General features: G+C 59.9%; 21 protein-coding genes and 1 pseudogene. 9 read left to right on the top strand and 13 right to left on the bottom strand.

The features are described from left to right. Window positions 1-127 precede the first annotated feature (127 nt). The 6 genes from CFE47_RS15615 to CFE47_RS15590 are packed head-to-tail and all read right to left on the bottom strand — an operon-like array spanning window position 128 to window position 6,291. The gene (locus CFE47_RS15615; protein ID WP_122764945.1) at window positions 128-1,642 is read right to left on the bottom strand and encodes an ABC transporter substrate-binding protein; all 1,515 of its coding nucleotides are present in this window, start codon (window positions 1,640-1,642) and stop codon (window positions 128-130) included. A 35-nt stretch (window positions 1,643-1,677) separates the two neighbouring features. Beyond that, window positions 1,678-2,649, bottom strand: a complete 972-nt coding sequence (locus CFE47_RS15610) for an ABC transporter ATP-binding protein (RefSeq protein WP_122764944.1) — start codon at window positions 2,647-2,649, stop codon at window positions 1,678-1,680. Continuing rightward, window positions 2,646-3,602: an ABC transporter ATP-binding protein gene (locus CFE47_RS15605; protein ID WP_181643549.1), complete on the bottom strand. Its 957-nt coding sequence runs from the start codon at window positions 3,600-3,602 to the stop codon at window positions 2,646-2,648. The genes CFE47_RS15610 and CFE47_RS15605 overlap by 4 nt, the downstream gene beginning before the upstream one ends. Then, window positions 3,599-4,456, bottom strand: coding sequence for an ABC transporter permease (locus tag CFE47_RS15600; RefSeq protein ID WP_181643548.1), 858 nt, complete (start codon window positions 4,454-4,456; stop codon window positions 3,599-3,601). The genes CFE47_RS15605 and CFE47_RS15600 overlap by 4 nt, the downstream gene beginning before the upstream one ends. Further along, window positions 4,453-5,400: an ABC transporter permease gene (locus CFE47_RS15595; RefSeq protein ID WP_032888892.1), complete on the bottom strand. Its 948-nt coding sequence runs from the start codon at window positions 5,398-5,400 to the stop codon at window positions 4,453-4,455. Before CFE47_RS15595 ends, CFE47_RS15600 begins: the two co-directional genes overlap by 4 nt. A gap of 3 nt (window positions 5,401-5,403) precedes the next feature. Beyond that, window positions 5,404-6,291 carry a proline iminopeptidase-family hydrolase gene (locus CFE47_RS15590; protein WP_181643546.1) on the bottom strand — a complete coding sequence of 296 codons (888 nt, stop codon included), beginning with the start codon at window positions 6,289-6,291 and terminating at the stop codon, window positions 5,404-5,406. Between the two features lie 183 nt (window positions 6,292-6,474). Here CFE47_RS15590 and CFE47_RS15585 point away from each other — a divergent pair, with 183 nt between their 5' ends. After that, the gene (locus tag CFE47_RS15585; protein WP_032888888.1) at window positions 6,475-7,239 is read left to right on the top strand and encodes a LuxR family transcriptional regulator; all 765 of its coding nucleotides are present in this window, start codon (window positions 6,475-6,477) and stop codon (window positions 7,237-7,239) included. A 92-nt stretch (window positions 7,240-7,331) separates the two neighbouring features. After that, window positions 7,332-8,264 carry a proline iminopeptidase-family hydrolase gene (locus tag CFE47_RS15580; protein ID WP_032888886.1) on the top strand — a complete coding sequence of 311 codons (933 nt, stop codon included), beginning with the start codon at window positions 7,332-7,334 and terminating at the stop codon, window positions 8,262-8,264. Window positions 8,265-8,364: 100 nt separating this feature from the next. Here the strand turns inward: CFE47_RS15580 and CFE47_RS15575 are convergent, their stop codons facing one another. Next, the gene (locus CFE47_RS15575) at window positions 8,365-9,867 is read right to left on the bottom strand and encodes a nucleobase:cation symporter-2 family protein (RefSeq protein WP_181643545.1); all 1,503 of its coding nucleotides are present in this window, start codon (window positions 9,865-9,867) and stop codon (window positions 8,365-8,367) included. A 157-nt stretch (window positions 9,868-10,024) separates the two neighbouring features. Between CFE47_RS15575 and CFE47_RS15570 the strand changes: the two genes are divergently transcribed. Beyond that, on the top strand, window positions 10,025-10,858 hold the full coding sequence (locus tag CFE47_RS15570) for a nucleoside-binding protein (RefSeq protein WP_181643544.1): 834 nt from the start codon (window positions 10,025-10,027) through the stop codon (window positions 10,856-10,858). A 67-nt stretch (window positions 10,859-10,925) separates the two neighbouring features. Here the strand turns inward: CFE47_RS15570 and punC are convergent, their stop codons facing one another. Next, window positions 10,926-12,104: a purine nucleoside transporter PunC gene (gene punC, locus CFE47_RS15565; RefSeq protein ID WP_181643543.1), complete on the bottom strand. Its 1,179-nt coding sequence runs from the start codon at window positions 12,102-12,104 to the stop codon at window positions 10,926-10,928. Between the two features lie 122 nt (window positions 12,105-12,226). Here punC and punR point away from each other — a divergent pair, with 122 nt between their 5' ends. Continuing rightward, a complete protein-coding gene (gene punR / locus CFE47_RS15560; protein WP_095184183.1) occupies window positions 12,227-13,150 on the top strand; it encodes a DNA-binding transcriptional activator PunR in 924 nt (307 codons plus the stop codon). On the opposite strand, the gene CFE47_RS15555 is transcribed toward punR, so the two are convergent. Beyond that, entirely contained in the window at window positions 13,122-14,300 is a 1,179-nt protein-coding gene (locus tag CFE47_RS15555; RefSeq protein WP_095184182.1) for an acetylornithine transaminase, read from the bottom strand. The two genes, punR and CFE47_RS15555, sit on opposite strands and share 29 nt — an antisense overlap. Window positions 14,301-14,396: 96 nt before the next feature. Here CFE47_RS15555 and CFE47_RS15550 point away from each other — a divergent pair, with 96 nt between their 5' ends. Further along, window positions 14,397-15,302, top strand: a complete 906-nt coding sequence (locus CFE47_RS15550) for a LysR family transcriptional regulator (RefSeq protein ID WP_181643541.1) — start codon at window positions 14,397-14,399, stop codon at window positions 15,300-15,302. On the opposite strand, the gene CFE47_RS15545 is transcribed toward CFE47_RS15550, so the two are convergent. Continuing rightward, window positions 15,299-15,922 (bottom strand): HAD family hydrolase, encoded by a 624-nt coding sequence (locus CFE47_RS15545; protein ID WP_181643540.1) that lies wholly within the window; start codon window positions 15,920-15,922, stop codon window positions 15,299-15,301. The genes CFE47_RS15550 and CFE47_RS15545 overlap by 4 nt on opposite strands. Before the next feature lie 304 nt (window positions 15,923-16,226). Here CFE47_RS15545 and CFE47_RS15540 point away from each other — a divergent pair, with 304 nt between their 5' ends. Next, window positions 16,227-17,396, top strand: coding sequence for an anthrax toxin-like adenylyl cyclase domain-containing protein (locus CFE47_RS15540; protein ID WP_122755762.1), 1,170 nt, complete (start codon window positions 16,227-16,229; stop codon window positions 17,394-17,396). Between the two features lie 63 nt (window positions 17,397-17,459). Here CFE47_RS15540 and fabV read toward each other — a convergent pair whose 3' ends face one another. After that, window positions 17,460-18,656: an enoyl-ACP reductase FabV gene (gene fabV, locus CFE47_RS15535; RefSeq protein ID WP_181643539.1), complete on the bottom strand. Its 1,197-nt coding sequence runs from the start codon at window positions 18,654-18,656 to the stop codon at window positions 17,460-17,462. Window positions 18,657-18,848: 192 nt separating this feature from the next. Between fabV and CFE47_RS15530 the strand changes: the two are divergent. The 3 genes and pseudogenes from CFE47_RS15530 to CFE47_RS15520 form a co-directional block, all read left to right on the top strand. Further along, a pseudogene (locus CFE47_RS15530) lies at window positions 18,849-18,947 on the top strand (aspartyl/asparaginyl beta-hydroxylase domain-containing protein); the annotation flags it as partial. A 148-nt stretch (window positions 18,948-19,095) separates the two neighbouring features. Continuing rightward, window positions 19,096-20,469 (top strand): nucleotide 5'-monophosphate nucleosidase PpnN, encoded by a 1,374-nt coding sequence (ppnN, locus tag CFE47_RS15525; protein ID WP_032888871.1) that lies wholly within the window; start codon window positions 19,096-19,098, stop codon window positions 20,467-20,469. 194 nt (window positions 20,470-20,663) lie between these two features. Beyond that, the gene (locus CFE47_RS15520) at window positions 20,664-21,035 is read left to right on the top strand and encodes a hypothetical protein (protein ID WP_181643538.1); all 372 of its coding nucleotides are present in this window, start codon (window positions 20,664-20,666) and stop codon (window positions 21,033-21,035) included. 8 nt (window positions 21,036-21,043) lie between these two features. Here the strand turns inward: CFE47_RS15520 and CFE47_RS15515 are convergent, their stop codons facing one another. Both CFE47_RS15515 and mqo read right to left on the bottom strand, forming a co-directional pair. After that, complete coding sequence (locus tag CFE47_RS15515; protein ID WP_095184329.1) at window positions 21,044-21,373, bottom strand: YXWGXW repeat-containing protein; 330 nt, start codon at window positions 21,371-21,373, stop codon at window positions 21,044-21,046. 212 nt (window positions 21,374-21,585) lie between these two features. Then, complete coding sequence (gene mqo / locus CFE47_RS15510; RefSeq protein WP_032888867.1) at window positions 21,586-23,232, bottom strand: malate dehydrogenase (quinone); 1,647 nt, start codon at window positions 23,230-23,232, stop codon at window positions 21,586-21,588. Between the last annotated feature and the right edge of the window lie 274 nt (window positions 23,233-23,506).

Genomic DNA, 23,506 nt, shown 5'->3' with positions numbered 1-23,506 from the left:
GCTGCAAAGCGGCCCCAAAACCTGCCAGCGCGATCTCTCTGTCAGATCGCGCTGGCTGTACTGCTGCTTCGCAGCCCAGCGCGGGGCAAGCCCGCTCATCACAGGTCTCGCCCCACATTGGGTTTACTTAGTTCTTCACCACTTCCTCAAGGGTGAAGCGCCCCAGCGGGTTTTGCAGGAAATTGCTCACGTTATTGCGTGAGATGTTGATGTAGGGGCTGTAGTACAAGTCGATCCAGTTCACATCCTGTTTCGCCAGTTTTTGCAGCTCGACATACATCTGCTCACGCTTGACCGGGTCCGCCTCAATCCGCGCCGCAGCCACCAGGTCCTTGACCTTGTCGTTCTTGTAGCGGGTCATGTAGTTCTGATTGGTGTCGTGGCCCAGCACAAAGGTGGTCTTCTGGTCCGGGTCGAGGATGTCGTTGGTCCAGTACATCACGGAAATATCGTACTCACCGTCCACCAGCATCTGCCAGCTTTGAGTCGGGTCGACCTTCTGCAGGTTGGCGGTGACGCCGACTTTGGCCAACTGGTCCTTGATGATCACCGCGATCTGCTCGTCAGCCTCATTGCCGGCGTTGACCACGTAGTTCAGCTTCAAGTCCTTGGCACCGGCAGCAGCCAGTAATTTCTTGGCTTCGGCCGGGTCGTACGGGCGTTGCAGGTTGTTGGCGTAGTGGTACAGCGAACCTTTTGGAATGTAGGAATAGGCCACGGTGCCCTGACCGTAGGTGGCGGTCTTGACCAGCGATTGTTTGTCGATGGCCATGTCCAGCGCCTGACGGACTTCCGGCTTGGCCAGCAGGCCATGGGCGTGGTTGATCAACAGGTGATCTTCACGGGTGGAAGGGTCGGCGTGGATCACCACGTTCTTGTCTTTCTTCAGCTCTTCAACCCGGGAGAACGGCACGAAGATCGCCGTGTCCAGCTCGTTGTTCTGCACCATGCGCATGCGCGTGTTGTCGTCGGTCACCGAGACCCACTCCACGCCATCCAGGCTCACATTCTTGGCCTGCCAGAAGTTCGGGTTCTTCTTCAGGATCACCCGATCGCCCTTGCGCCACTCCTCCACGGTAAACGCGCCGGATGTCACCGGGTTTTCCGAGTAGGCGTCTTCGCCCATCTTGGTCATGGCTTTTTCCGACAGGATCGAAACCGTCGGGGAAGCCAGTTGCGAGAGGAACGCCACGGCAGGCGTCTTCAAGGTGACGACCAGGGTTTTCGGGTCGGCGGCGTTGGCCGTGTTGATCAGGTTGAAAGGGTCCGCCCACAGCGAGGCTTTGTTATCGCGGATGCGCAGCAGGCTAAACGCCGCATCTTCAGCGGTGATCGGCGAGCCGTCAGAGAATTTCGCATCGCGCAGTTTGAAGGTGTAAGTCAGGCCATCCTTGGAAATGTCCCAGCTTTCGGCCAGGCCCGGTTCCATCTTGGTGCCCAGGTTATCCACGCGCACCAGGGTGTCGTAGACGTTGGCGAACACCCACGTGTCGCGGTTTTGCGCGCTTTTGATCGGGTCGAACGTGGTGCTGTCTTCACGGCAGCCAATAGTCAGGACGCCAGCGGCCTGGGCCAAACCAGCGGTCAGCGACCAAGCCGTAAGCGTAGCGGCGGCGAGCAACTTCAAGTGACGGGATTGCATGTCATAACTCCTTGTTCATGAATGGCAGGGAAGGGTCAAAGCAAAGGTGATTCAAGCACGCAACTGTATCGATGCTCGTGCAGGAAATGAGTAGGCGGCGACGCCACGGAACACATGGCGCGCGCATACCGGCAACGTGGGTGAAAGGCACAGCCGGTGGGCAAATTCAGTGGGCTCGGTGGCTCACCGGGCAAAGGTTCTGCAGGCAATGGCCGATGCGGATCGATCTCCGGAATCGCCTGGATCAACGCCGCCGTATAGGGATGACGCGGCGCGCTGAACACTGCCTCAACGGGCCCTTCCTCGACGATCTTGCCCAAGTACATCACCGCCACGCGGTCGCACAGGCGCCGCACGATGGCCAAGTCATGGGCGATAAACAGGATGGCCAGGTTCATGCGCTGTTGCAGTTCCAACAGCAGATTGATGATCTGCCCCTGGATCGACACATCCAGCGCGGCCACGCACTCATCGGCGATGATCAGGCGCGGTTCCACCGCCAAGGCGCGAGCAATGCCGACGCGCTGGCATTGACCGCCACTGAGGGAGCCGGGTTTTCGACTGGCCAGTTCGGGGCGCAAGCCGACCAGCTCAAGCAGTTCATTGACGCGCGCCGGGATGCGCTCTGCCGGGACTTTGCGCTGCACCCGCAGCACCTCGGCGATGGTTTCGCCGATGGTCTGGCGCGGGTTCAACGCGGCGTAGGGATCTTGAAAGATCATCGCCGTTTCATGGCGCAAACGCGCGATGTCGATCGCGCTGCCATGGGCCATGTCGATACCATCGAACAACACCTGCCCGGCGCTGATCGGGTTGAGGTGCAGGATCGCCCGGCCAAGGGTGCTTTTACCGCTGCCGGACTCGCCCACCAACCCGAGGGTTTCGCCGGCCGCCAGGTTCAGCGACACACCGTTCACCGCCCTCACCCACTGCGTGTTCAGGCCAAACAAACCGCTGCCTGACGCCGCAAAGCGCACCTCCAGATCCTTGATCTGCAACAGGCTCATGGTCGCGCTCCCAGCGGATAGTGACAGGCTACGCGGGCACCTTCTGGCAGCACCTCGGTACATAAGGCACCGACCTGCGGGCAGCGCGGATTGAAGCGGCAGCCGCCGGGCAAGGCATCCAGCAACGGCGGCTGGCCGGGAATGGTGCGCAACAAGGCGTGGCCACTGCTGTGGGCCGGCTGGCAGTCAATCAGGCCAGCGGTGTACGGATGTTGCGGATGGGCCAGCAGGTCGTACTTACTGCCGTGTTCGCACAGGCGCCCCGCGTACATCACCGCGATGGAATTGCAGGTTTGCGCCACCACGCCCAAGTCGTGGGTGATCATGATGATCGACAAGCCACGCTGGTCGCGCAGGTCCAGCAACAGACGCAGGATTTGCGCCTGGACAGTCACATCCAGGGCGGTGGTCGGCTCGTCGGCGATCAGGACCCTTGGGTTGCAGGCCAAGGCCACGGCGATCATGGCGCGCTGGCGCATGCCGCCGGAAAACTCGTGAGGATAGTTGTCGACGCGCGCCTGTGGATCGGGAATACCCACCTGGCGCAGTACGTCGATGGCGTGTCGTCGGGCGTCTTTTTTCGACGCACCCTGGTGCAGGCGAATACCCTCGGCGATCTGCTCGCCAATGCGCATCAGCGGGTCGAGGTGGCTGCTGGGGTTCTGGAAAATCATGCCCAATTGCCCGCCGCGTATCGCACGCATGCCCGCGTCATCCAGTGACAGCAGATCCTGACCGGCCAGGCACACGGCACCGCCCTGCGCGCGCAGATCAGGCGACGGCAGCAGCCGCATCAGGCCTCGGCAGGCCATGGTCTTGCCCGAGCCGCTCTCGCCCACCAAACCAAGGATTTCGCCTTCGGCCAGGTCGAAGGAGACGCGGTCGACCAAGGTGACATCGCGCCCCGCGTTATTGGCGATTACGCTGAGGTCTCGTACCTGAAGCAGACTCATGACCGATCCCCTAACACTTGCGCCACCCCATCAGCCAACAGGCTGAAACCCATGGCCAGGGTCACGATGCCCAACCCCGGAAAGGTGCAGATCCACCAGGCCGTGGTAATAAACGCCTGCCCTTCGGCGACCATCGTCCCCCATTCGGCGGTCGGCGGTTGCACCCCAAGGCCCAGGTAGCTCACGGCGGCACCGTTGAGCAGCACCAGCACCGCATCGGACATGGAAAACACAATCGAGCCAAACATCGCATTCGGCAGCAAATGCCGGAACAGGATGCGCCCATGACCAAAACCCAGGCTCTTGGCGGCCAGGGCAAAGTCGCTTTCCTTGAGCACCAGGATCTGCGAACGGATCAGCCTCGCATACGAGACCCAACCCACCAGCGCCATGGCGATGTAAAAGCTCTTCAGGCCCGGGCCGAGGATGGCCATGATCGCCAGCATCAGCACCAGGAACGGGAACGCCAGGATCACATCGATCACACGCATGCAGAAACTGTCGAAACGACCGCCGATGTAACCTGAGACCGCGCCCACAAAGGTGCCGATCATGAAGGGGAAAATGACCCCGATGATGGCCAGCTGCAGGTCAATACGTGCGCCCCAGATGACCCTGGACAGAATGTCACGACCGTAGTTATCGGTGCCGAATGGATGGGCCAGGCTGGGACCGATCAAACTGATATCGGTATTCTGTGCAATCGGATCAAAAGGCGCGATCCATGGCGCAAACAGCGCCAGGGTCAACCACACCAACAGTATCAATAGCCCCCAAGCGGCCGTCAGCCAGCCATTGCGAAAACCAAAGCGCAGGCGCAAGCGCCATGGGGCAATCAACGGGCGGCTGCTCATTGCATTTTCACCCGCGGGTCGAGGGCCACCGTCGCCACATCCGCGATGAAGTTGACCACCACCGTCGCGCAGGCCAACACCATGGCCACGCCCTGCACCACCATGTAGTCGCGGGTAAAGATGCCGCGCACCAATAACTGACCGATGCCAGGAATGGCGAACAGGCTTTCGATGACCACCGTGCCGCTGATCAGCCAGCCGATATTCACTGCCAGCAGGTTGACCGCCGGCACCAGGGAATTGGGCAACACATGGCGGCGAAACACGGCGGCTTCGGACAGTCCGCGCGCACGGGCGGCGGTAACGTGGTCCGCCTGCAACTCCATCAACATGCTCGCCCGCAGGTTGCGCACCAGTACTGCCGACAGCGCCAGGGCAATGGTCAGGCACGGCAGGACCATATGGTGTGCCTTGTCCAGCCAGGTGCGACCGTAGCCGGACACCGGGAACAAGCCCCATTTCACACTCAGCAGCAGGATCAGCATCAAGCCCAGCCAGAACGCCGGCATGCCCAGGCCCACCGTGGTGAACACGCGGATCAGGTTGTCGGCCCAGCCGCCTTTATTGCGCGCAGCCCAGGTTGCCAGGGGCACCGCGATCAGCAGCGCCAGCACCACGCTGCCGAGTACCAGCACCAGGGTCGGCTCGATACGGGTGACGATCAGCTTCAGCGCGTCGACCTTGTACAGCAGCGATTGACCGAGGTCGCCCTTCAGGAGGTTCTTCAGAAAATAGAAATATTGCAGCCACAACGGCTGATCGAGGCCGTACTGGGCGCGGATTTTCAGCAACGCGTCCGGTGTGCTGCGCGAGCCGAGCAACGCACGCGCCGGGTCGCCGGGGATCGAGCGCACCAGCACAAAGGTAATCAGGCTGATGCCAAACAGCACCGGCAGCAATTGCAGCGGCCGGGACAGCACAAAACGGTAGCGCGCCAAGTTCATCCGTCAGCCTCGGTGGCGAGCAAGAAAGTCCAGCAGCACCGGGAAATACGCCTGGGGTTCTTCGTAGAACGGCATATGGCTGCTGTTGGGGAATACATGCAGTTCGGCGTGTCTGGCCGCCATTTTCATGCGCATGGCACAGGCCGGGGTGAGTTCGTCGTGCTGGCCGGTGGTGATCAAGATCGGCATCTTGAAATCGGCCATCTCGGGGATGCGGTTCCAGTCCTTGAGGTTGCCGACATAGAGGAATTCGTTAGGGCCCTGCATGGTTTCGTAGGGGCCCATGTTCCAGTCGCCGAGGGCGCGTTTGACCGGCTCGGGCCATTCGTCCAGACGGCACACGTGGCGATAGTTGAGCAAGGTGATCGCGGCCTGGTACTGCGGGTGATCGAGAGTGCCCATGGCTTCATGGCGCTGCATCATGGCCACGGTTTCGCTGCCTAAGGCGCCGCGCAGGCGCTCCAGCTCCTGGGACAGGTGCGGAATGTCGCCGACAGTGTTTTCCAGGATCAGGCTTTTCAGCGCGTCGGGATAATGGATGGCGTATTCGATGCCCAGCCAGCCGCCCCATGAATGCCCGAGCAAGTGCACACGGCCCAGCCCCAGTGCCTGGCGCACGGATTCGACTTCTTCGACATAACGGCGTATTTCCCACAGGGAAACATCGGTCGGTCTGGCTGATGCCCCCGTGCCAAGCTGGTCGAATGCAACCACTCGCAGGTTATGCTCTTTGAGCCAGCCATGGGCGTCGCGCAAGTAGTCACACGGCAGGCCTGGCCCGCCGTTGAGGCACAACAGCACCTCATCGCCTTCGCCAAAGCTGTAGACCACGAGGTTATGGCCGTCGACTTGCACGTTGTACTGCTGGTCGGGGGCAATTTCACGCCACATGCATACATTCCTTGTGTTGTATCGGCCTGGCGAGTAGCGGCCGCTTGTCAGGCCAACACTACCGAGGATGCCGCGCGTCCATAACCTAGTAGTTCTTATAGGTTTGGCCTGGCAGTCCTTCGCCGGGGCGTGGCATTCTACTTGCCGCATGTCGAGATTCAAATGAATTCGGGAGCAGAACGGATGCTGACCAAGCTGACTGCCTTCAACAATCGTCTGATGCCGGGCAGGAGCCTGGATGAGCAGATGGACAACGCGTTTATCCTCGCTCAACAGTTAGGCTTCGATGCGCTGGTGTACGACTACTCCCCCGTGCCGATCGACCAGGACGGCGCTTTGATCACCCCCTCGGTGCTGGAACTGCGCAATACGCCACCCGACTGGCACGCATTATGGTGCAGTAAAGGGTTTTACCAGATCGATCCGGTGCAACACCTGGCCCTGAGCACGGTATCGCCGTTCGTATGGTCCTACGAAGCCAAGGCCGACACCCCACTGCAAAAAATCATCGATCCGTGCCACGCGCCGGTTTCATCCTACCTGCATGACCAGCAGCTGACCTGCGGCGTCAGCGTACCGATCCACCTGCCCCGTGGTGGCTTTGCTTCGCTGACCGGCCTGCGTATCGGTAGCGCGCACACGGTGTTGCAGGACGCGCAGCAAACTTTGTCGGATTTCAGTGTGATTTCCCATGCGTTGCAGGAAGCAGCCTACCCGCTGTTCAGCAAGGAACTGCGCACCTACCCCCATATTCACCTGACCAAACGCGAACGCGAGTGCCTGAAATGGGCCGCCGAAGGCCTGACCGCTGCTGAAATCGCCACGCAGTTGAGCCGTTCGCTGGCGGTGGTCACGCTGCACCTGGCTTCGGCGATGCACAAGCTGGGCGCCAAAAACCGAGTCCAGGCGGTGGTTCGGGCTACCCATTACCGCCTGCTGGAAGACTGATCCATCGGCAAAACCTAGCTGTTTTGCTAGTTACCTAAATTTCGCGCGCAGACTATCGTGTCCCTGAGCCTTTTTTCAGAGCAGGGTACGAAATGGAATTCATCGAAAAAATCCGCGAAGGGTATGCGGCCTTTGGCGCCTACCAAACCTGGTATCGCGTCACTGGCGACCTGTCCAGCGGCCGTACACCACTGGTCGTCATCCACGGCGGCCCCGGCTGTACCCATGATTATGTCGACGCCTTCAAGGACGTCGCAGCCAGCGGCCACGCGGTCATCCACTACGACCAACTGGGCAATGGCCGCTCCACGCATTTGCCTGAGAAAGATCCGTCCTTCTGGACCGTCGACTTGTTCCTCAAAGAACTGGATAACCTGCTGGATCACCTGCAGATCAGCGACAACTACGCGATCCTCGGCCAGTCCTGGGGCGGCATGCTCGGCAGTGAACATGCAATCTTGCAACCCAAGGGTTTGCGCGCGTTCATCCCGGCCAACTCCCCGACCTGCATGCGCACCTGGGTCAGCGAGGCCAATCGCCTGCGCCAATTGCTGCCGGAAGGCGTGCACGAAACCCTGCTCAAGCACGAAGCCGCTGGCACCTATCAAGACCCGGAATACCTCGCCGCCTCGCGGGTGTTCTATGACCAGCACGTATGCCGCGTGAACCCCTGGCCGGAGGAAGTGGCGCGCACTTTCGCCCAGGTCGATTCAGACCCTACGGTTTATCACGCCATGAGCGGCCCGACTGAGTTCCACGTGATCGGCAGTCTGAAGGACTGGAAATCCATTGGCCGCCTCTCGGCGATCAAGGTGCCGACCCTGGTGATCTCGGGCCGACATGACGAGGCCACCCCACTGGTGGTCAAGCCGTTTCTGGATGAGATCGCGGATGTACGCTGGGCGCTGTTCGAAGACTCCAGCCACATGCCCCACGTAGAAGAACGCCAGGCCTGCATGGGGACCGTGGTGAAGTTTTTGGATGAGGCCTGTTCAGTGCCGCACCCCGTTCGCAAGGCTGGTTGAGTTCCAAATGTGGGAGGGGGCTTTCTCCCGATAGCGCTGGGTCAGTCACGACTACTGTGGCTGACACCCTGCTATCGGGAGCAAGCCCCCTCCCACATTTTCAGACCTCTGTGGTTTCAGGCTGCGCTGTTTTCCTGGGCACCTCCGCTACCAGCGGAATCTCCTTGCCCTCGGCATCAAACAACTTGCCGCCCCTGAAGTAATCTCCATCCCGCAACGCCGCGACGTCGTGGAAGCACAAACTGCGCTCGGTCCCCGCCACGAACACCGACTGCTGATCCGAATTGCCCGCCGTGAAGTGGTTAAACGCCAGGTTCAACAAGATCGCCATGATCGCCGACGAGCTGATGCCCGAGTGGAAAATGGTCGCAAACCAGCTAGGGAATTGATCGTAGAAACTCGGCGCTGCAATCGGAATCATGCCAAAACCGATGGAGGTGGCGACGATGATCAGGTTCATGTTGTTGCGGTAATCCACTTTCGACAGGGTGCGAATACCACTGGCCGCCACGGTGCCGAACAGCACAATCCCGGCACCGCCCAGCACCGAGGTGGGCACCGCGGCGATCACCCGCCCCATAAATGGCAGCAGGCCAAGGATCACCAGGAACAGGCCACCGGTGGCAACCACAAAGCGACTCTTCACCCCGGTCACCGCCACCAGGCCGACGTTCTGGGCGAACGCACTCTGGGTGAACGAACCGAAGATCGGCGCGAACATACTCGACAGCATGTCGGCGCGCAGGCCATTACCGAGGCGTTTAGAGTCGACTTTGGTGTCGATGATTTCGCCCACGGCCAAGATGTCGGCCGAGGTTTCCACCAGGGTCACCATCACCACGATGCACATGGAAATGATTGCCGCGATGTGGAAGGTCGGCATGCCGAAATGGAAGGGCGTAGGGAAACCAAACATCGGGCCCTGGGTCACGCCGGAAAAGTCCGCCATGCCGAGGAACACCGCAATCACCGTGCCGATGACCATCGCCAGCAGGATCGACAGGCGCGAGATGGTTGCGCTGCCAATCTTGCTCAATAGCAGCACCAATACCAAGGTCAACGCCGCCAGGCCGATATTGGGCATGCTGCCGAAATCTGCAGCGCGGTTGTTACCGCCCATGGCCCAGCGCGCCGCCACGGGCATCAGCGTCAGGCCGATGGTGGTGATCACGATGCCAGTCACCAACGGCGGGAAGAACTTGGTAATCCGCGAGAACACGGGCGTGATCAGTAGCCCGATAAACGACGCGGCCATCACCGCCCCAAGAATCGCCGGCACCCCGCCAGCGCCGTCGCTGCCGACAATCGCCACCATGGTTGCCACACCGGCAAATGACACGCCCTGCACCAGCGGCAACTGACAGCCAAAGAACGGCAGGCCAAGGGTTTGCAACAGGGTGGCCAAGCCACCAGCGAACAGCGACGCGGCGATCAGCAGACCAATATCTGCCGGTGACAACCCGGCCGCCTGACCGACGATCAACGGTACCGCGACGATGCCGCCGTACATGGTGAGCACATGCTGCAGGCCGTAAGCCATGTTGGCGGCGACGCCGAGATTCTCATCTTCTGGCCGCTGCGGTGACGCCTTCGGGATAGTCATGGTGAGGGGTTCTCTGTTTTTGTTGTGCGGCCACTGTATGCAATGTTAGGACTAGATGTCCATAGAGTTGTATACAATCAATCGAACAAGATACCCTCCGCCGGCGTTACAAAAACAATCCGGCCGTGATGAGCCAGAACGCCAAAGGACCAGGACCATGAAAAAGGTATTACAGGGCGCCACCGTTGCACTCACCCTTCTCGGCGGCGGGGAGGCTGTCGCGGTGGAATGGATGAACAACAGCGCAGGCTTTCGCTACGGCCAGCAGTTCACCAACCCGAACAACCCCGATGAATTCAGCAAGCGCATCTACAGCTTCACCCACGCCAGCGGCTACCAGTACGGCAGCAATTTCCTGAACCTGGACGTGTTCCTGTCCGACAGCCGCGACCCGCGCAAGGGCACTGATCACGGTGGCAGCGAGGTGTACGCCGTGTATCGGCATCAGCTGTACGCCTCACGCGTATTTGATGTGCCGCTGGGCACCGGGCTGATCAAGGATTACGCGCTGACCTTGGGCTTTGATGCCAACCGCAACAACAACTTCGCCTCGGCCAAAAAGCGTGCGCTGGTGCTCGGCCCGACCTTGAAGTTCAACACCGTGGGCGTGCTGGACCTGAGCCTGATGTACTACAAGGAAAAGAATCACACCGGCATCCCCGGCGCGCAGGAGTCGAACCACACCTTCGACGACACCTACATGCTTAACCTGACTTGGATGCGCCCATTCGAAATCGCCAACCACGCGGCAAAATTCCAGGGTTTTATCAATTACGTCGGGGAAAAAGGCGAGGACTACCATGGCCGTGACACTGCGCCGGAAGCCTTGATGCGCACCGCGTTGATGGTGGCGGTACGACCGGGTAAGAGCGTAAAGCCGAACCTGTACCTCGGGGTGGGTTACGAGTACTGGCACAACAAATTCGGTGTGGACGGCGGCCGGGGTAGCCGCACGTCAACACCGACGGTGAATATGGAGATCACGTTTTAGCCACTCACCCAGCCGAGTCAAAATGTGGGAGGGGCTTGCCCCCTCTCACAATGACCGCACTGTCAGCCTAAACGCGCGACAGCTTCGAAGCCGTGTGCTTCGGCCGCGCCAGCCAGTAGCCCAACACCGCAAGTGGCGCGGTCGCCAGCATCACGATCACGGTGATCAGCAGCGGTTGGTCGATCATCGAAGACACCAGCAGGCTGCTGAGAAAACACAGGCCCAGTTGCAAGGTGTTTTGCAACGCGGCCGCCTTGCCGGAATTTTCCGCAAACGGCATCAGTGCATTCGCCACCACGATCGGATAACTCGCACCGTTGACCAACGCCATCAGACAGAACGGAATCAGCAAGGTGGTGAGGGTCGGCACGGTCATGGTCGCAACCAGATACAGCGCCACCATGCTGATGCAGTAGGCCGCCAGTAACCAAGGCAACAACGTCTTGCCCTGGAAACGCTGCAAGGCGCTGCGGCAGCTGTAGCCGCCCACCAGAAACGCCAGTGTCGGCAACACGTAACTCAGGCCGATGTCATTCGGGCTGTAGCCCATGTCGCCAAGGATGAACGGCGAAGCCGTCAGCCAGGCAAAGAAACTGGCGGAGCAGGCAGCGAAGATCATCACGTTGCCGGTGAACACCCGGGAAGTGAGCAACTGCCCATAACCGAGGCGTGTCGGAGTTTCTATCTGCCGTTTCGGCACGCTGCGCAGGAACAAGGTCGGCAGCAGCAACAGCAGTGATACGCCCAGCAAGACCCCAAAGATCGCCTGCCAACCGAAGTGGTTCAGCACCATCGCGCCCAACAGCGGCGCCAGGGCAGGCGACAGCGACATCAGCGGCATGATGCTGGCGAACACCCGGTGAGCCTTGTTGGCCGGGTAGCGATCGATGACCAGCGCCTGCCAGCTCACAGCAGCGGAGCACACGCCAATGGCCTGCATAAAGCGCAAGGCCAGCAGTTGAGACGCGGTCTCGACCCAGAACATTCCGGCGCAGCCCAGCACAAACAGACTCAAGCCTGCGAGCAAGATCGGCTTGCGCCCCAGGCGATCGGACAACGGGCCCCACAGCAACTGCCCCAGCGCAAAGCCGGCGAGGAAAATACTCAAGCTGGCCCCCACCGCGCCAGCGCCAATCTGCAACTGCTCGCCCATGGCGCCGAACGCCGGCAAGTACATATCCATGGCCAGATAACCGAGCATGCTCAGCCCCGCCAGGTACCAGGTAAAACCAAAAGAATTTTTCATTGAAGCCTTGTAGATCTTGCCATCAAACTATTTGCTGACTGGCGGCCATTATGAGGCTGACAGATTTTGTGTGAAGCGATAATAATTGGACACTCTTATCAATAATTTTGAAGGCAGTCACCATGTGGTCTGAATACTCCCTGGATGTAGTCGATGCGGTGGCACGCCATGGCAGTTTCAGCGCTGCCGCCCAGGAATTGCACCGCGTGCCGTCGGCCATCAGCTACACGGTGCGTCAACTGGAAGAATGGTTGGCAGTGCCACTGTTTGTGCGGCGCCATCGCGACGTAGAGCTGACCCCGGCGGGCCGTCTATTTATAGACGAAGCCCGAGGCGTGATGAAAAAAATGCTCGGCACGCGGCGTCTGTGTCAGCAAGTGGCGAACGGTTGGAGCGGTCAGTTGAAGGTGGCCGTGGACTCCATCGTCAAACCCCAGCGTTGCCGGCAGTTGGTGCTGGATTTCTATCGACAGTTCCCCGAGGTGGAATTGTTGCTGGAATACGAGGTGTACAACGGCGTGTGGGACGCCCTGGCCGATGAGCGCACCGACATTGTGATCGGCGCCACCAGCGCGGTGCCGGTGGCCAGTCACTTCACCTTTCGCGACATGGGGTTGTTGAACTGGTTGTGTGTGGTCAGCGCCAAGCATCCACTGGCGGCGGTGCAAGGGCTGCTCAGCGATGACCAACTGCGCCCGTTCGCATCACTGTGCATGACCGACACTTCACGCAACCTCCCCAAGCGCGACACCTGGACGCTGGATAACCAACGTCGGCTGGTGGTGCCGAACTGGGCGTCCGCCATCGATTGCCTGCGTGATGGTCTGTGCGTCGGCATGGCGCCAGCGCATCAGGTGTTGCCGTGGATCGAACGCGGTGAACTGGTGGCGCTGCAATTGACCCGGCCCTTCCCCGCCAGCCCGTCGTGCGTGGCCTGGGCACAGAACAAGCTGTCCCCGGCCATGGCGTGGTTGCTGGAGTATCTGGGGGATAAAGAGACAATGAACCAGGAATGGCTCAATGGGCCTGATCCAATAAACGGGTGATGGCTCGCACGATCATTTCGACCTCCTTGGCATCCAGGGTCAACGGCGGCAACAGGCGAATGACCTTACCCCGCGTCACATTGATCAGTAGCCCATGCTCCTGGGCAGCGCGCTGGGCCAGTTCGCGGTAAGGGCTGGTCAGCTCGATGCCGATCATCAAGCCTTGCCCGCGAATCGCCATTACCTGCGGGTGTTCGTCCAATTCCATCCGCAACCGCGCCAGCAAGCGCTCGCCCTGCTGCGCAGCGTTCTGCAACAGGCCTTGCTCTTCGATAATGTCCAACACGGTGCAGCCCACCCGACACGCCAGAGGGTTGCCGCCGAAAGTGCTGCCGTGGCTGCCCGGCGTGAATAACTGGGCCACCCCCGCCCTTGCAAGGCAGGCGCCGATGGGCACACCGTTGCCCAGGCCTTTGGCCAAGGTCATCACGTCCGGCAGGATGCCTTCATGCTGGAAAGCAAACCAGGCGCCGGTACGACCGATGCCGGTCTGGATTTCATCCAGCATCATCAGCCAACCGTGGCGCGTGCAGTGATCGCGCAGCGCTTGCAGGTAACCCGGCGGCGCCGGCAGCACGCCGCTTTCGCCCTGGATCGGCTCCAGCAAGACCGCCGCGATCCGCGTACCAAACGTTTTGGTGAGTGCTTCGATGGCCGCCAGATCACCAAACCGGACCTTGAGAAAATCCCCCGGCAAGCGCTGAAAACCAAGGCGCACCGACGGCCCATCACTGGCGGCCATGGTGCCAAGCGTGCGGCCGTGGAAGGCATTCTCCATGACCACCACCAACGGCTCTTCGATGCCTTTTTTCCAACCATGCAACCGCGCCAGTTTCAGCGCGGTCTCGTTGGCTTCGGCGCCGGAGTTGTTGAAAAAAACGCGGTCCAGGCCGGACAGTTGCGTCAAGCGCTGGGCCAGCCGTTGCTGCCAATCAATGCTGTAGAGGTTGGAGGTATGCAGCAACAGGCCAGCTTGCTCGCTGATAGCCGTCACCAGTTTCGGGTGGGAGTGGCCGACATTGGTCACCGCCACACCCGCTACCGCGTCCAGGTATTCACGGCCCTGCTGATCCCATAGGCGTGTGCCCAGGCCACGGGTAAAACTCAAGGCCAAGGGTTGGTAGGTGGTCATCAGGCAGGCGGCGGTCATGGTGGCAGGCTCCGGTTGTGGTGATGGAAGTATCGTTAGCCACCTCAGCTGGATAAACTGTGCTTTCCTGCAATGACTTTAAATCAGGGATTGATAATGGACCTGTTCCAGGCAATGTCGGTGTACGTGAAAGTGGTGGAGACCGGCAGCATGACCGCTGCGGCACAGGCCTGTGGGATGTCGACCACCATGGTCGGTAACCATTTGCGCGCCTTGGAGCAACGCCTGGGCGTCAGCCTGCTCAAGCGCACCACGCGCAAGCAGAGCCTGACGGAATTCGGTGGCCAGTATTACCAGCGCTGCCTGGAAGTGCTGGGACTGGTCGCCGACTCCGAACAATTGGCAGAACAGGCCCACAGTGACGTTCCCAAAGGCACCCTGCGCATCACCGCGCCACCCGCCTTCGGCACCGAACGCCTGGCGCCGGCCTTGAGCGAATTCTCGCAACGCTACCCGCTGATCAAACTGTACGTGGTGCTCAGCAATCAGCGTATGGACATGGTCGACAGCGGCTTTGACGTGGCGATCCGCCTGGGCGAACTGGAGCCGTCGAGCCTGATCGCCCGCCCCATGCAGGACTACACCATCACCCTGTGCGCCTCACCGCAATACCTGGAACGGCGTGGCACGCCACAGATGCCTGTAGACCTGCAGCACCACGACTGCCTGGCCTTCGCCTACCCATCCACCGACGACTGGCGCAATGCCGACAAGCTCTGGCGCATGACCGGCGCAGAGGGCGAAGTGGAAATCCCGGTGTCCGGTTCGCTGACCATCAACAGCTCCCAAGCCCTGCGCCAGGCGGCAGTGCAAGGCATGGGCATCGTCATGCTGCCCGACGCCCTGGTACAGCCCGACCTGCAGAGCGGCAAGCTGGTGGCGTTGCTGACCACTTACCAACTGCCCAGCCGTCCCATGCACTTGCTGTATGGCCAGGACCGCTATCGCCTGCCAAAGCTGCGCGCCTTTGTCGATTTCGCCATGGAGAAATGGGCGCGCTAGAAGCCCACACCCAACTCCCTCAGCCGAGCCGCCGTCTGTTCGGCTGACACATGGTGAATGCCTTGCCAGCCGAGGGCGATGGCCGCGTCGATATTGCCGGCAACATCATCGATAAATACGACTTCTCCTGGCTGGATATCCGGCAAATGGGCACGAACTTGACTAAGGCTGGCGTGGTAGATCGCCGGATCGGGCTTGATCAGCTTCAACTCGCCAGACACCACGATGTCGCGAAAACACTGCAGGAATGGATAGTGGGCACGGGCATAGGGAAAGGTTTCGGCTGACCAGTTGGTAAGCCCAAACAAGGGCATGTTGGCTGCATGCAGCGCCCTGAGAATCGCCACGCCTTCGGGCAACGGACCACGCAGCATTTCATGCCAGCGGTCGTAGTACGCCGTGATCAGGGTTTTGTGGTGCGGGAATTGATTGACCAGAACGTGCGTGGCTTCGGCCAGCGGCCGACCCGCGTCCTGCTCGGTGTTCCAGGCCTGGGTGCAGATATTCTCGAGAAACCATTGCCGCTCATCATCATCGGCAATCAGCTTGCGGTACAGGTGTTGCGGGTTCCAATCGAACAACACACCGCCGAAATCAAACACTACTGCGCGAATCGTCATGGGGTCCTCCCGTGTGTGAAACGACATAACCATCACAGTCTGGCATGCCTGCGACCTGCAAGAGCATGTAAGAGCGAGTAGGAACGCTCTGAGAATTCGACCAGGCCCGGCGATGGGAAATAGCGGAGCTCCCGTGCGGTACGCGGTTTTAACTGACTTGTGCGAGTTCAACTTCACACAGACAGTCACACTCGTTCTCTGCGATTGAGGGCGCTTTCACCTTAGTGTCGGTCGGACAACTCAAGGAGCTGGCGTTTGGAGGGAATCGTTCAACTTCGCAGTAGACATACGTGGAGAAACTTCAATGACAGGCATGATTTCCTCAGTGATTTCCCCTTGCGCGCACAGCCTTCATGCGCTGCAAAGCTACCGTGCCCAGGGCGCGAATGATCCCGCAGCCGATCTGGTCGGCCAAGTAAAAAACCAAACAGGCATCGTGACGAGCCATCTTGCCCCCTTGCAAGGCATCGCGGTAATCACCAACTCCATCATTGGCGTACGCCCGGTCGAAACCGTGGCAACAGGCCTGATAGAAGCCGGGCACCCCACCAAGGACTTCCATATCAAAGGGAAAAGCGCCAACTGGGGCCCCCAGGCAGGTTTTATCTGTACGGATCAGGCGCTCAGCAAGCTTGAGCAATTTGCTGAAAAAACGCCGGCCAAAGTGGCCAAGGCCAATGAGCAAATCCAGGCGTGCATCCAGGAAGGCCATGCAGTTGCAACCCCTCTGAAACTCTCGGGCCAGCGCATTGATGAGCTGCTCAAGCTCGGCCAGATAACCCAACTGGCAGCCCATGGACCTGACGGCACATTGCAGTTGAGCGCCTGCGGGCCCAGTCAACAGTCGTATACATTCGAAGGCCATCGCACGTCGCCTTCAAGTGACAGCTACCTCATCACTCATCAGGGCAAGCCCCTCGAAGTGCTGGCCAAGCAATCAGAAGGCAAACCGTTGACCGCCGATTACGACCTGCACATGATCGCGCCCCACATCAGCGACTTTGGTCCACAGGACAAACTCCCCGTGCCGGACGTGGCCCACCGTGTCTTCAGGGATCGAGTTGAGCGCTACAAGCAGGTTCCGAAAGAGCTACGCGCAGACTTTGAAAGTGCGGCGCACTTCTACCAGAAAGAAGATCCCCACCTCGGCAATGCGACACCGCGGATAGAGCAGATGATAGAACTCATCAATCAAACGTTGATAGGCGAGGGAGAGCGCGTGGTTCATCACAATGCGGACTCGGGCAGCCCGGCGACGGAAGTGGCCGACAATTACCCGGCGACGTTTTTCCTGCCGGCAAAACTGGGCCGATTCAACGAAATCAGCATCATCCGCGACAGTAGGGAAATGGCAGAACTGATCAAGACCGCCAAGGACAGCGGTTATCACGTACCGCTGAATCCACTCTGGGAGAAAGAAGTGACCACTGTCAGGCGGTCCGACTTTACCCTGGCAAAAAACCGTCTTTCTTGAATCAAGAAAGAGCTGACAGCGGCCTGATAACCCGGTTATCAAGACCGCTGTCAATCACATCACTTACGCCTGGACCAGACCGTTGATCTTCACGGTCGGGTTCACGTCAGCGTCGTAGTCCACGCCATCGACTTCAAAGCCGAACAAGCGCAGGAACTCCGCCTTGTAGCCGGCAAAATCGCTGATCTCGTTGACGTTTTCGTCAGTAACCTGATCCCACAGTGCCGCAACGGCGTCCTGGACCTTAGGCTCCAACTCAGCCAGATCGGCACGCAAGCGGCCGTCGGCGTCGAGTTTCGGCTCGCTGCCGTACAGGCTGTCCTTGAACAGACCGTAGACCTGCTCGATGCAGCCTTCGTGGGTGCCCTGCTCTTTCATCACGCGGAACAGCAGCGACAAGTACAACGGCATGATCGGGATCGCCGAACTGGCCTGGGTCACCACGGCCTTGAGCACCGACACGCGGGCGTCGCCCCTCAGTGCGGCCAGGTTGTCGCGCAGGGTCAGGACTTTCTTGTCGAGGTCTTTCTTGGCTTCGCCGATGGAGCCGTTCCAGTAGATATCCTGGGTCAGCTTCTCGCCGAGGTAGGTGAACGCGGTGGTCTTGGCGCCTTCGGCCAACACGTCCGCATCACGCAGGGCGTCGATCCACAGCTGCCAGTCGGCGCCACCCATGACATTCACGGTACCGTCGATTTCTTCCTGGGTTGCAGGCTCAAGGGTGGTGTCGACCACAACGCCTTTGTCGGTATTGATACCGCGCAGGGTCACAGCCTTGCCAATTGGCTTGAGGGTGGAGTTATAGACTTCACCGGTTTTAGGATCGGTACGGCGTGGCGCCGCCAGGCTGTAGACCACGAGGTCGATCTTGCCCAGGTCTTTCTTGATGGTTTCGATGGTCAGGCGCTTGATCTCGTCAGAGAACGCGTCGCCGTTGATGCTCTTGGCGTACAGGCCTTTTTCGACGGCAAACTTCTCGAACGCAGCACTGTTGTACCAGCCAGCGGAGCTGAGCTTGCCTTCTTCGCCTTCTTTCTCAAAAAACACGCCCAGGGTGTCGGCGCCGCAGCCAAACGCAGCACTGATACGCGCGGCCAAGCCGTAGCCGGTGGAAGCGCCGAGGACCAGCACCTTCTTGGGGCCGCCTTCGATGACGCCGTTTTTAGTGACGTAGTCGATCTGCTCTTTGACGTTCGCTTCACAGCCAACAGGGTGAGCGGTCACACAGATAAAGCCACGAACCCGCGGTTTGATGATCATAAAAATTTCTGCCTCTTCCAAGGTGCCGAAGGCCAATGGTGGCCATTCAACTTCAATCGTACCGGTCTATGACGCCTGAAAAACCGAAGCGTCACGATAGACGTAAATCTTCCGTTTACAAAATTCAATCCACACAAGGCTGGCAAGGCTTGAAAACGATGTAAAGCCTGCATAAGGTCGCACGCCTTTGCGGTGATGCCGTCGCTGCTCAACGCCGTGATCGCAGGGTTTTGCGGGATGGCCGTTACCCTGCGTCGGGTTTTCTACAAAAACTGGAAGCTGATTCGGTAAGTTCTGCGGCATGATGGGGGTGGACGGTATTTGCGCTGGGCCCCGCGCCTGAGGTAAATATTCGGCTCGTGCGACCGTTTACGGCGCCCACCATTCTCAAGCTATCGCGCCTCGTCGGGTGCGGTGGCTGTGCTTTCAAGGAATCAGAATGCCCCAACGCCAAGTCATCAATGCCTCCGTCAGCCCCAAGGGCAGCCTCGAAACCCTGTCCCAACGTGAAGTCCAGCAACTGAGCGAAGCCGGTACCGGCAGTATCTACACCCTGTTCCGCCAGTGCGCCCTGGCGATCCTCAACACCGGCGCGCATATCGATAACGCCAAGACCATCCTCGACGCCTACAAAGACTTTGAAGTGCGCATCCACCAGCAGGACCGTGGCGTGCGCCTGGAACTGTTGAACGCGCCTGCCGACGCGTTTGTCGATGGTGAAATGATCGCCAGTACCCGTGAGATGTTGTTCAGCGCACTGCGCGACATCGTCTACACCGAGAACGAACTGGACAGCCAGCGCATCGACCTGAGCAACTCCCAAGGCATCACCGACTACGTGTTCCATCTATTGCGCAACGCCCGCACGCTGCGCCCGGGCGTGGAACCGAAGATCGTGGTGTGCTGGGGTGGGCACTCGATCAATACCGAAGAATACAAATACACCAAGAAAGTCGGCCACGAACTGGGCCTGCGCAGCCTCGACGTATGCACCGGTTGCGGCCCCGGCGTGATGAAAGGCCCGATGAAGGGCGCGACCATTTCCCACGCCAAGCAACGCATCACCGGCGGCCGCTACCTGGGCCTGACCGAGCCGGGCATCATCGCCGCCGAAGCGCCGAACCCGATCGTCAACGAGCTGGTGATCCTGCCGGACATCGAAAAACGCCTGGAGGCTTTTGTGCGTGTCGGCCACGGCATCATCATCTTCCCAGGCGGTGCCGGCACGGCTGAAGAGTTCCTGTACCTGCTTGGCATCCTGATGCACCCGGACAACCGCGACGTGCCCTTCCCGGTCATTCTCACCGGGCCGAAACAGGCTGCGCCGTACTTGCAGCAACTGCATGCCTTCGTCGGTGCCACCCTGGGCGAAGCAGCGCAGGCGCACTACCAGATCATCATCGACGACCCGGCCGAAGTGGCCCGCCAAATGACCGTCGGCCTCAAGGCGGTGAAACAATTCCGCCGCGAACGCAACGACGCGTTCCACTTCAACTGGCTGCTGAAAATCGACGAAGGCTTCCAGCGCCCGTTCGACCCGACCCACGAAAACATGGCCGGCCTGCAACTGAGCCACGCACTTCCACCCCACGAACTGGCGGCCAACCTGCGCCGCGCCTTCTCGGGGATCGTGGCCGGCAACGTGAAGGACAAGGGCATCCGCTTGATCGAGGAACATGGGCCGTACGAGATCCACGGCGACCCGGCCATCATGAAGCCGCTGGATGAGCTGTTGCAGGCGTTCGTCGCCCAGCACCGCATGAAGTTGCCGGGCGGTGCGGCGTACGTGCCTTGTTATCGCGTAGTGCAGTGAGATAAAGGGGCTGGCCGGTCGGTCATCGTTTTTATCGCCTTGGCCCGTCGGCAAGGTTGTGAACACACCGCCACCTTCGACCTCAATGCGGTCAAGGTGGCGGGCATCAAGCGCCTGACCTGAACCCGCGCGTTGCGGCGAAGGGCGGGCTTTGGTAAAAACCACCTCTGCCCCTGATCGAGAGAAAGCCCCACGTGCGCTCGTTTCTTCTTGCTGCCCTGGCCTTGTCGCCGTCCCTCGCCCTGGCCGATATCGCCTGGCCTGAGCTACCGAAAACCTGCTTCGTCAGCGGCCGTTCGGCCACCAGTACAGATGTCGACATTGGCTGCGCGGCGTTTCTGATCAACGTGAAGGGCAAGGCAGCGGGTACACCGATCAAGCTGGATATTCCCCAGTACGCGATGCACGTCGACGAAGCCACCGGCAAGGAAACACCGGTGATCATCATCCAGGCGGAAGAGAACGGTGAGGTTAAAGCCGTGGGTTACAAGGAGTTGGGCACCGATCAACTCGGCGCCGCGCTGTTAAGGGAAGTCAGGCTCTTGGGTACGAAAAAGCCCTCTTAGGACGAAGCTCAGCGAATCCAGCCACCAACCTGCCAGTGGTATCCATCATTGCGCTGCACCCAATGCGGATGCACATAACGATAGCCCTGGCGCACAGGCTCCCAATGGCCGTGTACCGCAACATAGCGCCCACCTTCCCAACGCCAGTAACCACGCGACCATATGTAACCTTCGCGTACCGCAGGCTCGACCTCGATCACCTGCACCGGTGGCGGTTGTGGCGCAACCACCTCGACATACTCACGTTGTGGCGGTCGACGCTCATGCACGACACGCTCTTGCACACACCCGGATGCCGCAACGACCATGGCCGCCAATGCTGCGTAACGTAGCAACATATAACCCCCTCGGGCGCTGACGCCCAACACTTGCACCAGTAAAAAATGCCCCCGTATTTGAGCCACGCTCCTGCTAAGGCCTGGGTACTTTTTTAACAGGTGATGTCTGTCGGATTGCTGAACTGTTCTCACGGCCATGAAAAAGCCCGCTGACCGTCACCGGTTCAGCGGGCTTTTTTACAGTTGGACCTGAATCAGCGCCCTACCTGTTTTTACAGCGCCAGATCAGACGCCGGCTTGCTCGGCTCAGCCGCAGGCTTCGCAGCCTCGGTCGCCTTGGGAGCAGCCATTGCCGGGATCACCGGCGGTGTAGGCAGTTGCAGGATATTGGCGGTGTAGGCCCATTCCTTGGCAACGGCTTCAGGACTGTCGTTCAGCTTGGTGCCGTAGCTTGGCACGATCTGATGCAGCTTTTCCTGCCAGGCCGGAGTAGCCACCTTGTCCTTGAACACTTTCTGCAGCACGGTCAGCATGATCGGAGCCGCGGTGGACGCGCCTGGCGATGCACCCAGCAGGCCTGCGATGGTGTTGTCGGCGGAGCTGACCACTTCGGTACCGAGTTTCAGGACGCCGCCCTGCTCTTCGTCACGCTTGATGATCTGCACGCGCTGACCAGCTTGCCACAGGCGCCAGTCGGATTGCTTGGCGTTCGGGAAGTACTCTTGCAGCGCCTTGAAGCGGTCGTCATCGGACAGCATCAGTTGGCCAGCAAGGTACTCAACCAGTGGGTATTCACGAATACCGACTTTGGTCATTGGCCAGATGTTGTGGGTGGTGGTGCTGGTCAGCAGGTCCAGGTACGAGCCTTCTTTCAGGAACTTGGTCGAGAAGGTGGCAAATGGGCCAAACAGAATTACGCGCTTGCCATCCAGCACGCGGGTGTCCAGGTGCGGAACCGACATCGGTGGCGCGCCAACCGAAGCCTTACCGTAGGCCTTGGCCAGGTGCTGCTCGGCAACGGTTGGGTTATCGGTCACGAGGAACGAACCACCCACCGGGAAGCCAGCGTATTCCTTGGCTTCAGGAATGCCCGACTTTTGCAGCAGGTGCAGTGCACCGCCGCCGGCGCCGATGAACACGAACTTGGCGTCAGTTTCAGTCTTGGTGCCATCTTTCAGGTTTTTGTAGCTGACACGCCACGAACCGTCGGCGTTCTTGGTGATGTCCTGCACTTCGCTCGACAGTTTCAGGTCGAACTTAGGTGTGGTTTGCAGGTGAGCAACGAACTGGCGGGTGATCTCGCCGAAGTTCATGTCGGTACCCAGCGGGCTCCAAGTGGCCGCGATTTTCTGGTTCGGGTCACGCCCTTCCATCATCAGCGGAACCCATTTGGCGATCTGCGCCGGGTCTTCGGAGTACTGCATGCCGGCGAACAGCGGGCTCGCTTTCAGGGCTTCGTAGCGCTTCTTGAGGAACTTGATGTTGTCATCGCCCCACACAAAGCTCATGTGCGGAGTGGTGTTGATGAACGAACGAGGGTTCTTCAGCACGCCCTGCTGGACCTGCCAGGACCAGAACTGACGGGAGATCTGGAACGCTTCGTTGATCTCGACCGCTTTCGGGATCTCAACGTTGCCGTTCTTGTCTTCCGGGGTGTAGTTCAGCTCGGCCAGGGCCGAGTGACCGGTACCGGCGTTGTTCCAGCCGTTGGAGCTTTCTTCGGCCACGCCGTCGAGGCGCTCGACCATCTCCATCGACCAGTCCGGTTCCAGCTCGTTAAGCCAGACACCGAGGGTTGCACTCATGATGCCGCCGCCGATCAGCAGCACATCGACTTTCTTTGCCTCTTCCGCATGAACGGACGTGATCCCCAGCGACAAAGCCAGCCCCAGCAGGGCAGTGTTTACTTTTTTAAACATCAGTAGCACCTATGATAAAACGCCATCCGCCCCACTGCCCCTGATCATGGGCAACCCTCAATCACGCTACGCCAGGCAACGTACCGCGGGGTTTGCACACTCACACGAAGGCCACAGGGTGGGCACACAAAGCCGACGTATCGACCTCACTTTTATGTCCCTTCTGCGCTGACTTTTTATCTTTATTGGCTTCAGCAACCTGGGCGACAGTCAACCGCTGGGACGTATACGGATGTACGTACCAAGGAAAGACTAGACCAAGACGGCGCGCAGA

The organism is Pseudomonas sp. PGPPP1, assembly GCF_002255865.1.
GTDB lineage: Bacteria > Pseudomonadota > Gammaproteobacteria > Pseudomonadales > Pseudomonadaceae > Aquipseudomonas > Aquipseudomonas cremoris.
The sequence above is the reverse complement of the archived record's forward strand: the minus strand, read 5'-3'. Positions and strand labels throughout refer to the sequence as shown.

What these genes read in the sequence shown, in the direction of transcription:
- CFE47_RS15615 (WP_122764945.1), bottom strand. Translation starts at nt 1,642, where the DNA reads ATGCAATCCCGTCACTTGAAGTTGCTCGCCGCCGCTACGCTTACGGCT.
- CFE47_RS15610 (WP_122764944.1), bottom strand. Translation starts at nt 2,649, where the DNA reads ATGAGCCTGTTGCAGATCAAGGATCTGGAGGTGCGCTTTGCGGCGTCA.
- CFE47_RS15605 (WP_181643549.1), bottom strand. Translation starts at nt 3,602, where the DNA reads ATGAGTCTGCTTCAGGTACGAGACCTCAGCGTAATCGCCAATAACGCG.
- CFE47_RS15600 (WP_181643548.1), bottom strand. Translation starts at nt 4,456, where the DNA reads ATGAGCAGCCGCCCGTTGATTGCCCCATGGCGCTTGCGCCTGCGCTTT.
- CFE47_RS15595 (WP_032888892.1), bottom strand. Translation starts at nt 5,400, where the DNA reads ATGAACTTGGCGCGCTACCGTTTTGTGCTGTCCCGGCCGCTGCAATTG.
- CFE47_RS15590 (WP_181643546.1), bottom strand. Translation starts at nt 6,291, where the DNA reads ATGTGGCGTGAAATTGCCCCCGACCAGCAGTACAACGTGCAAGTCGAC.
- CFE47_RS15585 (WP_032888888.1), top strand. Translation starts at nt 6,475, where the DNA reads ATGCTGACCAAGCTGACTGCCTTCAACAATCGTCTGATGCCGGGCAGG.
- CFE47_RS15580 (WP_032888886.1), top strand. Translation starts at nt 7,332, where the DNA reads ATGGAATTCATCGAAAAAATCCGCGAAGGGTATGCGGCCTTTGGCGCC.
- CFE47_RS15575 (WP_181643545.1), bottom strand. Translation starts at nt 9,867, where the DNA reads ATGACTATCCCGAAGGCGTCACCGCAGCGGCCAGAAGATGAGAATCTC.
- CFE47_RS15570 (WP_181643544.1), top strand. Translation starts at nt 10,025, where the DNA reads ATGAAAAAGGTATTACAGGGCGCCACCGTTGCACTCACCCTTCTCGGC.
- punC (WP_181643543.1), bottom strand. Translation starts at nt 12,104, where the DNA reads ATGAAAAATTCTTTTGGTTTTACCTGGTACCTGGCGGGGCTGAGCATG.
- punR (WP_095184183.1), top strand. Translation starts at nt 12,227, where the DNA reads ATGTGGTCTGAATACTCCCTGGATGTAGTCGATGCGGTGGCACGCCAT.
- CFE47_RS15555 (WP_095184182.1), bottom strand. Translation starts at nt 14,300, where the DNA reads ATGACCGCCGCCTGCCTGATGACCACCTACCAACCCTTGGCCTTGAGT.
- CFE47_RS15550 (WP_181643541.1), top strand. Translation starts at nt 14,397, where the DNA reads ATGGACCTGTTCCAGGCAATGTCGGTGTACGTGAAAGTGGTGGAGACC.
- CFE47_RS15545 (WP_181643540.1), bottom strand. Translation starts at nt 15,922, where the DNA reads ATGACGATTCGCGCAGTAGTGTTTGATTTCGGCGGTGTGTTGTTCGAT.
- CFE47_RS15540 (WP_122755762.1), top strand. Translation starts at nt 16,227, where the DNA reads ATGACAGGCATGATTTCCTCAGTGATTTCCCCTTGCGCGCACAGCCTT.
- fabV (WP_181643539.1), bottom strand. Translation starts at nt 18,656, where the DNA reads ATGATCATCAAACCGCGGGTTCGTGGCTTTATCTGTGTGACCGCTCAC.
- ppnN (WP_032888871.1), top strand. Translation starts at nt 19,096, where the DNA reads ATGCCCCAACGCCAAGTCATCAATGCCTCCGTCAGCCCCAAGGGCAGC.
- CFE47_RS15515 (WP_095184329.1), bottom strand. Translation starts at nt 21,373, where the DNA reads ATGTTGCTACGTTACGCAGCATTGGCGGCCATGGTCGTTGCGGCATCC.
- mqo (WP_032888867.1), bottom strand. Translation starts at nt 23,232, where the DNA reads ATGTTTAAAAAAGTAAACACTGCCCTGCTGGGGCTGGCTTTGTCGCTG.